A 10249-nucleotide genomic window follows, 5' to 3' on the forward strand; every position below is an offset into this window, starting at 1 on the left:
TGCTCGTATGCAGCGCCAGCGACCTTGAGCCGTACGTCTACCTCGTGCACAGGCTCACTGAATGGCCACCGCGCAACCTGCTGCGATTTGTCCGAACGCGTACCGCTCCGCATCTCAAAACTCGCACAATCGCGGGCATTGAATTCGACTGCGGCCCAACGGCGTAGTTGTCGTTCGCATGAAGCTTCCCTGCCAGTACGACCCCACGCCGTGCAGGCCCGCGAGCTCAAGCAGGCTGATCATCGTCTTGCATGCGTCGCGTTGTGACAGGCGGGCATCGCGTTGCTCCCACGTTCTGCGGTAAGCCTAACGCGGGAACAGTGCGTCACGAAACGCGAGCCCCTTGAATGCCTGGGATTTGCGCTTCAGGGCGTCAATGAAGTGGCGGTAATCGAGCACGTGCCGGTTGTCGTGCGCACGTGAGCCCCGATCGGTGCTGTGGACCAGCACGCCGGACAGGTAACAGTCGAGTCGATCGCATGTAGATGCGCACGCTTATTCCTGCCGTCGCGGCCGCGAGTTCCTGCGGATGGTGCTTGCGCTTGTTTATGTAGAGGCGAACCTGTTGGTCGGTGATGCGGGTTCCAGACATGTGCTGACCGCTTCTTCTTTAAGAATCGATCAGCCATCCTATTACCCCACCGACGCGGCGCCGCCGGTGGGTCGTCTTTTCCGGCGGCTACGCCGCCTCCGACTCCTCACCACCGGCCGAAACAAACGTCAACGACCGGCCAAAGTGGCGCCCCCGGTGGTGCTGGCTCGACTTTTGCTCTTTGCTTCTCGTGAGTCATTAGGAGTGGATTGAATGAGGATTGAACACGAAATCAGATCTCACGGTGCTGCAGTCACAACCAGCGTTTTTGCGCACGCCCTACACGCTCAGGAAGGCGCGCGTCACGGGGGGGGGACGCCCGCCGGCGGGACGTCATAGACCCGCGAGGCAGTTCTGGGCGGCAATGGGCGTACTTGCATGAATTCGACCACGGCTGAGCCGTGCGAGGGCGTGCGCGTCGCGTTCTATCGGGCAACACCTACGGAGGCAGCATGACCTGCATTGTGGCGCTGACAGATGGCAAGAAGGTTTACATGGGTGCGGATTCGGCAGGAGCGGGGGGTGGGTCCATCACCGTGCGCGCCGACCCCAAGATTTATCGGGTGGGACCGTTCCTGATCGGCTTCACCACATCCTTCAGGATGGGGCAGCTTCTGGGCCATAGTCTGACCGTCGCGCCGCGCCCTGAGGGCACCGATGTGTTCGCCTTCATGTGCACAACGTTCATTGAGGCGGTACGCGCGTGCTTCACCCGCGGTGGGTTCGCGCGCAAGGACGGCGAACGCGAATGGGCTGGCACTTTTCTGGTTGGGTACATGGGGCGCATCTTCCAGATTGGCGACGATTATCAGGTTGGTGAATGCGCCGTGAACTTCGATGCCTGTGGTAGCGGCGAACAGGCGGCGCTGGGCTCACTTCATACCACCGCCGGTATGCCGATGCGGCCAGACGTCAGACTCGAACGCGCCTTGGCCGCGGCGGCCGAATTTTCAATGGGAGTCCGTGGCCCGTTCCGGATAGAAGTGCTGGACGGCCAGATCGCTCAACGATCGAACGAAGAAGAGGTAAGCGACGTTTGATCTACCAGTCGCCCACTTACCACGAAATGGGTGATGGTTGAGCCGCTCTTCGTGCAATGCCAGTTCCAACAGCTCGCACTGGGCGAGCCGGTCTTCAAACGCGCGCCGACCATCACGCTCGACGGCTATGCCGCCTCGCACCGCGCGGTGCGCGAAATGAAAACCGATGGTCTGCTGCCTGAAGACACGAAGGTGCGGTCCTCAAAATATCTGAACAATGTGATCGAGCAAGACCATCGCCACATCAAGTCCAGAACGAACGTGATGCCTGGATCAAGCGAAAGCCTTCCCACCTATATGGCCTTTCTCAACCCGCTTATCTATGCACCATGTATGGACGACTCCCTGTTGTCAAGCAGTCTCAGTTTTCTGGCACCAGGTCGAGGTTGCAGCCATGTATCCGGGCTCAGTTGGCAGCACTCGCTGCGGGCCCACGATGAATATCCGCGAATGGGTACCCCATCATAGCCTCGGGCTTGGTTGCCCTTGGTGCAAAGCGGGTTTGGCCCCACACGGCCCAACCGTTCTGCCATCGAATTGAAGTCTGCTCAAGCAACCTCTGGAAGTGAACGCTGTTTCACTGCTAATGGCGGGACCTGTCAATCCGTCACGCTGGATCGCGTAAGCACATAGAGGTGGCGCCGCTTGTTCGGGCAGGGTCCCGAGATTTTTAAGTGGAACCACCGGGGCGTTCATGCTGCCGATTTGATCGCAGGCAGTGTCGCGAAGTATGCCTCATCCGGCGTGCGGTCTTCCAGACTCGAATGAGGTCGTCTCTGGTTGTACAGATTGATGTAATCGCCGATTGAGCGCCGGGCGTGGCTGACCGACTCATATGCCTTCAGATACACCTCCTCATACTTGACGCTTCGCCACACTCGTTCGACGAACACGTTGTCGCGCCAGGCTCCCTTGCCGTCCATGGATAGTTTGATGCCGCGATCCAGAACCGCGTCGGTGAAAGCGGTCGCCGTGAACTGACTGCCCTGGTCGGTGTTGACGATTTCAGGCTGGCCGTATTTCGCGAATGCCTCTTCAAGCGCCTCGACCGCATGGATCGCTTCCAGCGTGATCGCCACGCGATGTGCCAATACCTTTCGGCTGGCCCAGTCCACCACAGCCGTCAGATACACGAAGCCCCGCGCCATCGGAATGTAGCTGGTGTCGAGTGCCCACACCTGATTGGCGCGGTTGATCTTCATTCCCTGCAGCAGATACGGCCAGATCTTGTGCTGCTTGTGGCGGCGGCTCGTGTTCGGCCAGCAGTACAGCGCTTCGACACCCATGCGTTTCATCAGCGTGCCCACATGCCGTCGGCCCACCTTGATGCCTTCGCGGCGCAGCAGACGTACCAGCATGCGCGCTCCCGCGAACGGGAACTCAAGATGCAGCTCGTCGATCCGGCGCATCAGTTTCAGTTCCGTCTCGTTGACCGGTTGAGGCTGGTAGTAGACGCTTGATCGGGCGATCCCCACAAGTCGCGCCTGTTGCGCAATCGGTAGCGCATGTGCACGGTCGATCATCGCTTTCCGCTCAGCAACCCCGCCTTGCCGAGCGCTCCGCTTAAAAAATCGTTCTCCAGCGTCAACTGGCCAATCTTCGCGTGGAGCACCGTGACGTCCACTGGTGGCTCACCTGTCGTCGACTTGCCCGTCTCGAACACTTCCGACACGCGCTCCTGCAGTTGCTTCTTCCAGTCCGTAATCTGGTTCGGATGAACATCGTACTGCTGCGCCAGCTCTGCCAGCGTCTTGTCGCCCTTTAGGGCTGCCAGCGCTATCTTTGCCTTGAATGCCGGGCTATGCGACCGGCGGCTTCTTTTTGCCATATTTGGGTTCCTTTTGCTGGTCCCTATGACCAGCTCAGGCCCCGACCGTTCCACTTACCGACCTTGTCCGAAATTCCGGCGCCACCTCTTCTGCACCGTTCGATGCAGGTCGGCCAGCTTGAACCAGAATTCGTGCATCATGTCGGCCGGATGCATCGGAAACCTGACCAGCGCCATTGCCTGACGCGGCCCGAACGACAGCGACAGCGTCTCGGCCAGCGCGTTAAAGCGGTCGGCACGGGATTGCGGCCAACCCACGTGCCACAACGTGTCGAAGTAACCGGGCTGGATGACGACGGTATCGAGCCCGGCGCTCAGCCTGATTCGCCGTGCCACGAGTTCCTGTGCGAGCACGGTCTGTAACCCGCTGGACGGATCGATGCCGAACGTGATGCAAAGATGCTCCAGACTGGAAATGCCCGCGACGATCCGGGTGCGCAGCCCGGCACCGTGTGCGGCCTCCAGCACGAAGCGCGTCACGAGGTCCGTCACCATCGCACTGCCCGGCTCGATCAGGACCACGGCGCCCGACTCGCGCGCCGCGCCCACCACCCGGGACGCCATCGCGCGGTACATGTCGGGCCGATACTGGCCGACCTGATAGTGACCGGTATCGATGTCGACGACGTCCGCGTCGCCGGCGAGATCGGCCAGCCAGCGGGCAACGCCCTCATGACATCCGGCGTGAAACACGACCTCTGCGTGGCGAATCGCCCGACATGCCTCGACGCTCGGATCCTTCGAAAAATCGAGCCCGCCGCCAACGATGGTCACTTCCGCTTCGCTATGCATCTGATGTCTCCTCTTCTCGATCCCAATGGGTGGACGCAATCGGGCGAGACCCGATCCCCCACAGCAGCGCGCATGGAAACTTGCTCGGATACGCGAGGCGGAGCAATTCGTAGCCAATGCCCGCGACACCCTGGAAAAAACCGAGGTTCTCGTTGTCGCTGCCGAACGGCCAGCTAAAGCCTTCCACCGTGCGATCCAGACGAGCAGCGGCGCGTCGGCGCGCCAGCGCGACGAGCGCCGGCCTCCCGAGCGTGACGCCGGCTTCCAATAGCAGATCGAGCCGTCCGAAATTGCCGCAGCACAGGCAGTCGAGCGCGCTCATCGGTTCCGCCACCGTGCGGGCGATTGCCCGCTCCAGGTCTTCGCGCACGGCGCGTGCGGACGCGCCGTGCAGAACCATCCCGAGACGCGCCAGTCCGATCCCGGATGCGCCGTGGCACCATCGGCAGCTCGCGTGTTCGGACTGCGGTCGTTCCTCGGCCTCGAAGCGCAGGTCCGGCCAGTTGCCGGTTGCATCATCGAAGAGCGCGTGCTCGTATGCGACCCATTCCGCAGCGGCGCTAGAGCATTCGCGTCGCGCCGACGCGGCCGCGAGGCGTTGGAGCGCATAAGCGAACCCCGCCGCGCCGTGAGACATCCCCGCGAGTGGACGCGCATGGCCGACGGTATCGTCCGCCGGAGCCGGCCGACAGTGTGCGAGCAGATGCGCACCGCAGGCCATGGCGCGGTCCAATCCGATCGGCCGGCCGGCCTCGTGCAAAGCCAGCAAGCCGAGCATGGCACCCGCCGCCCCGCCGATGACGTCGTATGCGGTATCCGCGCCGATCCACGCGTCACCGATGCATTGCGCGATCTCCTCGGCCCAGTCCAGCAGCATGTCAGAGTCGGCCAAGTGCGCGCCCAGCACGAGCGGATAGATGCAGGACGCCAGGCCTTCGGCTCCGCCGAGAATCCGGTCCCGGTCGGGAAAGCCGGCATGCCGTTCGCGGACGAAACCGTCGCGCAGCGTCGCAAATGCGTTGAGGCCGGTCTGCCTGCAATCGTCGCGTCCGGTCGCGCGAGCAAGGGCCAGCAGGAAGACGGCAATGCCCGCCGTCCCGTCATAGAAGTTCTCGCCTAGCACCTGGATGTGCGGCGCGGCATCGATGGCGGTCGAGGGCAGGCCGATCCATGTCGCACCGCCGTCGCTGACGACGGCCAGCGACAGCAGATGCTCGCCGATGCGGGTAGCACGCTGCACCATTTCCTGAGGACGCCAGGCTCGATCGCTGTCCTCCGGCCACGCGTCGCTGGCGAACGCGGGCGCGATGCCATCGCGCGAGAACGCGAAGCGCAAGAGTCGCCGCTGCTGCTCAAGGTGTGCGTCGTCGAATGCATCGAGCCGTGCCGCCGCGTGCGCCATCGGCGACAGCACGTCGTCTTTCAGGTAGAAGAATTCGACTTCCTCGCCGCCAACCTCATGCAGTGTCGTGCCGTCGCTTCTCATCCGGAACAGCGGCGTATCGAGGCGCAGCATGGCCGTCTGCTCGCAACGCACGCACGTTATTGCGTTCGCGTCGACCGGATGATGGAACCGCATCAGGAACTCCAACTCGAGGCTGGCGCTCAACCCGTCCACCAGCCGCGTCGGCTGCATCGCACGCCGGCTCAACATCTCATAGAAGCGCGTGTCGCGGAGCACGACCCGCACGCTGGTGTCGCGAAACACGGCGAGCGCGTCGCGGACCGTCTCGCGATGGGCCAGAACGAAGCGCCCCATGGCCACGAGCCCGGCATCGATGTCTCCGAGATGGCCCGAAGGATCGGCAATGGATTCCGCGAGCCTCGGCAGATGCCGCACGGCGTCGATTGCAAGCGGCTTGCGGCCGAGCATCATCGCATCGGTATTTGCATGCAGCCAGCCAGTCACCTTGACCTCCTCGGGAGCCGACCAGCTCAGCCCGCCCGCGGTCCATCTCGTACTGCGAAACGTATTCCAGTACGGGAGATAGCCCGATTCGAGCACCGATGCGCTCATGATCCGCACCGCGGCGGAGATAGCCGGATGCCAAGGCCGGTCGTCGCCATCTAGCCTGCCCCCGGGGCGCAGCAGCGTTTCGAGGTCCACCGGTATTGGATGGCTGCCGCATGCAATGACGTTCTCCTGATGGAAATCGCAACTGCCAAGGATCTGGAACAGCGCGAGAAGCGCGCCTGCGCGCAGGTAGAACACGCGTACTTCGTCGAGCGACGCGCACGGCTCGGCGTTGACAAACGACGTCCAGCCATAGCCGTCCCGGCATAGTACGTCCGGCGTCCGGAGTTCGCCCGGTGCGCCGGCTGCCTGGATGCGTTGCAGGAATGTCGCCCACGCACCATCGATGCCCAGATCCCGAGGCTTATAAACCAGCTGCTGCCCGCTGTCGAACCGCACGATCGCGACGCCGCGCCCGTCCCGGTGCCGATCCGACATGCCGAAGTCCAAGCCGGCGACCGCACCGGGCGAGCGACCGCCGAAGAACCGCGCGACAATCACCTGCCGATCATGCTCGAGACGCTGCGCGAGCTCCGTCACATGCTGCTCCCACTGCAGGACGGAGATCGCGAAAAAGCGGGCAAGGACCGGCTTTCGATCGAGCAAGCGAACGAAATGCCCGCTGCGCAGCCACGACAGGAAATCGGTGTAAATTCGGTTCGACGCGGCCGCAGCCTCGTCCGCCGCAAGCTGGCCGTGCGATTGCCGGACCGACCGGAATGCGTCGAACCAGACGTAAAGGCTGTCGGCGAACAGGGCGGACAGGTGTGGGGCTAGCCCAGCGCTCACGTCGTCTCGAACCGGCGCGGCCCAAAGCGAGCCATCCAAATGGCGGGCGATGCGATCCCATATGGCACGGCCCAGCGGACGAAAGAGATCGGCAAACGGGACATTGCCGTTGTCGCGGCCCTCCGATGCCGCGTCGCCCGTACAAACGAGCGCAATCCACGCGGGCAAGCGATTCGCCCAGTCAGGCAGCGCAGCGCGGCCGGCCTGCCTAGTAGGGCCGAGGCGCAGCACCGCCTGGTGCTCGCTCAGCCCGAGCCGTTCGAGATAGGTGTCGAAATGGTGCGCGTGATCCTTCGCGGCCAATCGGCGCCAGGACGCAAAAGCGGTAGCCTCCTTGTCGCCCCCGACGCCACCGGCGTCGGGGGGGCAGGTCAGGCGCTCGCCTAGCCACGCGCTGCGAGCGACCCAATCGCGCAACGTCGATTCCGCGAGTGGAGGAAGAAGCGTGACGACTTGCGCGTCCATCGCGAACCTCTCCGTCAGCCCCGACACCCGCCGCAGGTGTGCTCGCAACTTTCGGTGATGGTCTGCGTCGTGCGGCCGAATCGCATTTTCGACCGCGTGCCGGAGGCAGCGGCGCCGATTGCGTGCAAGTCGCAGGTCTCCAGATCCTCGTCCAACGCCAGCGACGGGTCATTCACGGCCGGTGCGGTGTCTGTCGCTTCGACGAGCATCGCTTCCAGCATTTCCGGATCGATCGCGTGCACTTCCGTCTCGGCGCCGTTCGGCCGTGCACCTCGCAATGATGAATTGCTGCTTGACGTATGGTCATTCATATCAACTCCTTCAAAAATATCCAACAGGTTTATGACGTTCACGCCCATATCGGCGATACGGACACTTATTTTCCTGCGGTTTCGATTTCTTGAACAATGAAATCGACCAATATCGTTAAGTTATTCCTGTTTCAAGAAAACCTCTCATGAAAGGACAAGCCGATCCGTACTGCACGAAAACTTGTATTCAATGCCTTGTCGTTCGGAGCAAGAACGCCATGTCCATCGACATAGTCGGCCAGTCTGTTCAAAGCGCCCAGAGGAATTCCCGTTCTGGTTACGGGTCGAGATAACGCACTGAGTGGGTCGGAAAAACCTGCCCGCGCTGCTTCGCACGCTTCGCCGCTGAACAGCAAGCGATAGTCATCAATGGAGTTGATCGCCACCGTCGTTGAGATAGTTTCACCGGGTCTTGAGTCGGGCAACATCATCCCCCGGCAATTTATGCTCGATCTCGAGAATTCATTTCGGATGCAATTGTGGGCATATAAATAAAATTGTCCATCGCAGAACACGTCGAAAGCGTCCCGAGCAAACCAACTAGGCAACCGGCCTGGCGAATGTTGTTAAAGGAACACGCATATGGAGTCATGGTGTCAAAGCGCGGCGGCGCGGGTATCCGTAAGACGGGCATGTCCTTTTTCCTGAGCAGCTCGCATGTTTATCAAAAGCGAGTTTGATGCCAACTCACTCGTTTCCGCCCACATTCGCGACCGTCGGTCAGCCAACGCAATTTTTACGTGGAGGCCGACATTTCAAACCCGACAAACCCGCCGTTTATCGTCTTAGTTGCGACGAGGCCAATTTCGGCGCTGTCACGTTAAATTGTTCGCGGCGCAATAGCGGAGAGGACTCAGATCTGTTCAGAAAACGGAACCCGGCACCTCAATGAAAAGATGCCAAGCGGCGAAGCGTGCGGCGAGCTGATTGCGATAGAGTGAGGTGAGCAGTTCTTCGACGCCGGCTTCGCCCGATCGCTTGCGCCGCCGCGTGAGTACTTCGGTCCCGCTTGTGAACATACAATGTCGAGAACCCAACACCTAGGACAATCACCCTCAAAGACTAATGTGTTGTGTCGGCCATTTCTCGTGTTCTCGGGTCACCTGGCACGTAAGCTGCTTTGGCTAGGCGAACGTACAAACGTTCCACCAACCGGAAACGTAGTACCTTACTCATTTACTTCGTAGAACTTTCACACCTTGATTGAGCAAATCGTTCAGATTTGCCGCCAAGGGCAGGATAAGTTATCCATCAACTCTTGAAATAAGTGAATGCACTCATGTCTTCTTACACCATATCCGTGCTCAATGCCAGCGGCGCTCCCGCGAATGTCGCTATCTACCAGACGTATCCTAATTTAAAAGCAGGATTGCCACTAGTGTGGCTTCTGCAATCGGTCAACAATGGCAATACCAATATCTACAATTGGACAGTCGACTGGGCGCTCAACTGGGGCACCTCCGAGCAACCGCTTGTACCGGGCGTCCAGTGGAGTTCTGGCGGCCCGCTCCAAAGGATGGATCCAACCGCTGCTGGCGGCAACAACGAGATGGGCGTGACTTATGCTGATGAGCAGTTTGAGACTCGTCCTCTGGCATTCAACGACCCGCAGGTGCCCAACGGTAGCATGCTGGTCACGACAGACGCGTCGTTTACAGTTTCACAGTCACAAGCAATGAGCCTTGCCGTGTACATGAATTCTCTGCCAACGTTTGCAATGCAAGGCAAACCAAATGGCAAATTTTTGTTTGACACCCACCCGATTTACTGGATCTGCACAACTGAGGCCAAGCAAGGCGTTGCTGTCTCTGGCAGCTTTGTCAGCAGTCCGACACAATTCGAATTTGCGGGAGGCGCGACTTCGTTGAAATTCAAGCTGACTGATACGTTACAATTCGTCCCGGTCCCGGTATAGCCGGAGGCTGGCAGCCTGCTTTTCGGTGGCTCGGTAAAACCAGTCTGTTTTCAAACAGACTGGTTTTTATTAAGCTCGGCGACAATAAATTGCCAATACGCGCCATCACCGCCAATGGCAAATCAATAAGCGCATATAATATTCATCTATATCAATTCCCTTGAAGCATTCATTTTCTCCCGCGAAGAAGAAGGATCGACATTTTATCGTGACCTATTCCGTGACCGTCGCCAATAGCAGTGGCGCACCGCAGAACGTTGCGATATTTCTGGCGGACACTTTCGGCAAATGTTGCTTTTCACTGGTCTGGCTACGAAGGAGGATCAATGACAAAGGCAACCACCAATTCAAGTGGGACGATACTGCTTACGGACTTTGAGCTTCCCTCGGTTTTTCGCCTTCCAGAGGTCCGGGGTTATGCAGCCGTATCCTTTGTCCGCTGAGCCGCAAGCCAGTCTTGCATGAACTGAGTTGGCGACGTGAAGCCGAGCGATGAATGACGA

Annotated in this window: 7 protein-coding genes and 2 pseudogenes; 3 read left to right on the forward strand and 6 right to left on the reverse strand. The window is 60.3% G+C overall.

Annotated features, from left to right (window positions below):
• Positions 1–204: 204 nt before the first annotated feature.
• Positions 205–477, reverse strand: a pseudogene (locus tag ACLFKU_RS41070) (IS21 family transposase); the annotation flags it as partial.
• A gap of 567 nt (positions 478–1044) precedes the next feature.
• Here ACLFKU_RS41070 and ACLFKU_RS41075 point away from each other — a divergent pair.
• Both ACLFKU_RS41075 and ACLFKU_RS41080 read left to right on the forward strand, forming a co-directional pair.
• Positions 1045–1632, forward strand: a complete 588-nt coding sequence (locus ACLFKU_RS41075; protein ID WP_410853031.1) for a hypothetical protein — start codon at positions 1045–1047, stop codon at positions 1630–1632.
• 108 nt (positions 1633–1740) lie between these two features.
• Positions 1741–1905, forward strand: a pseudogene (locus ACLFKU_RS41080) (DDE-type integrase/transposase/recombinase); the annotation flags it as partial.
• A 419-nt stretch (positions 1906–2324) separates the two neighbouring features.
• Here ACLFKU_RS41080 and ACLFKU_RS41085 read toward each other — a convergent pair.
• From ACLFKU_RS41085 to ACLFKU_RS41105, 5 genes are all read right to left on the reverse strand, one after another.
• Positions 2325–3460, reverse strand: a protein-coding gene (locus tag ACLFKU_RS41085) for an IS3 family transposase (RefSeq protein WP_410853032.1) whose coding sequence is annotated in 2 segments (ribosomal slippage) — positions 2325–3196 and positions 3196–3460 — 1137 coding nt in all. Because the reading frame shifts where the segments join, the coding sequence is not laid out codon by codon here.
• 54 nt (positions 3461–3514) lie between these two features.
• Positions 3515–4252, reverse strand: coding sequence for an SAM-dependent methyltransferase (locus tag ACLFKU_RS41090; protein ID WP_410853033.1), 738 nt, complete (start codon positions 4250–4252; stop codon positions 3515–3517).
• On the reverse strand, positions 4245–7520 hold the full coding sequence (locus ACLFKU_RS41095) for a type 2 lanthipeptide synthetase LanM family protein (RefSeq protein WP_410853034.1): 3276 nt from the start codon (positions 7518–7520) through the stop codon (positions 4245–4247). Before ACLFKU_RS41095 ends, ACLFKU_RS41090 begins: the two co-directional genes overlap by 8 nt.
• 14 nt (positions 7521–7534) lie before the next feature.
• A complete protein-coding gene (locus tag ACLFKU_RS41100; protein WP_410853035.1) occupies positions 7535–7873 on the reverse strand; it encodes a hypothetical protein in 339 nt (112 codons plus the stop codon).
• 89 nt (positions 7874–7962) lie between these two features.
• Entirely contained in the window at positions 7963–8262 is a 300-nt protein-coding gene (locus ACLFKU_RS41105) for a hypothetical protein (protein ID WP_410853036.1), read from the reverse strand.
• A gap of 848 nt (positions 8263–9110) precedes the next feature.
• Here ACLFKU_RS41105 and ACLFKU_RS41110 point away from each other — a divergent pair.
• Positions 9111–9746, forward strand: a complete 636-nt coding sequence (locus tag ACLFKU_RS41110; protein WP_410853037.1) for a hypothetical protein — start codon at positions 9111–9113, stop codon at positions 9744–9746.
• Positions 9747–10249: the final 503 nt, after the last annotated feature.

The organism is Paraburkholderia sp. EG304, from assembly GCF_046543485.1.
GTDB lineage: Bacteria > Pseudomonadota > Gammaproteobacteria > Burkholderiales > Burkholderiaceae > Paraburkholderia > Paraburkholderia youngii.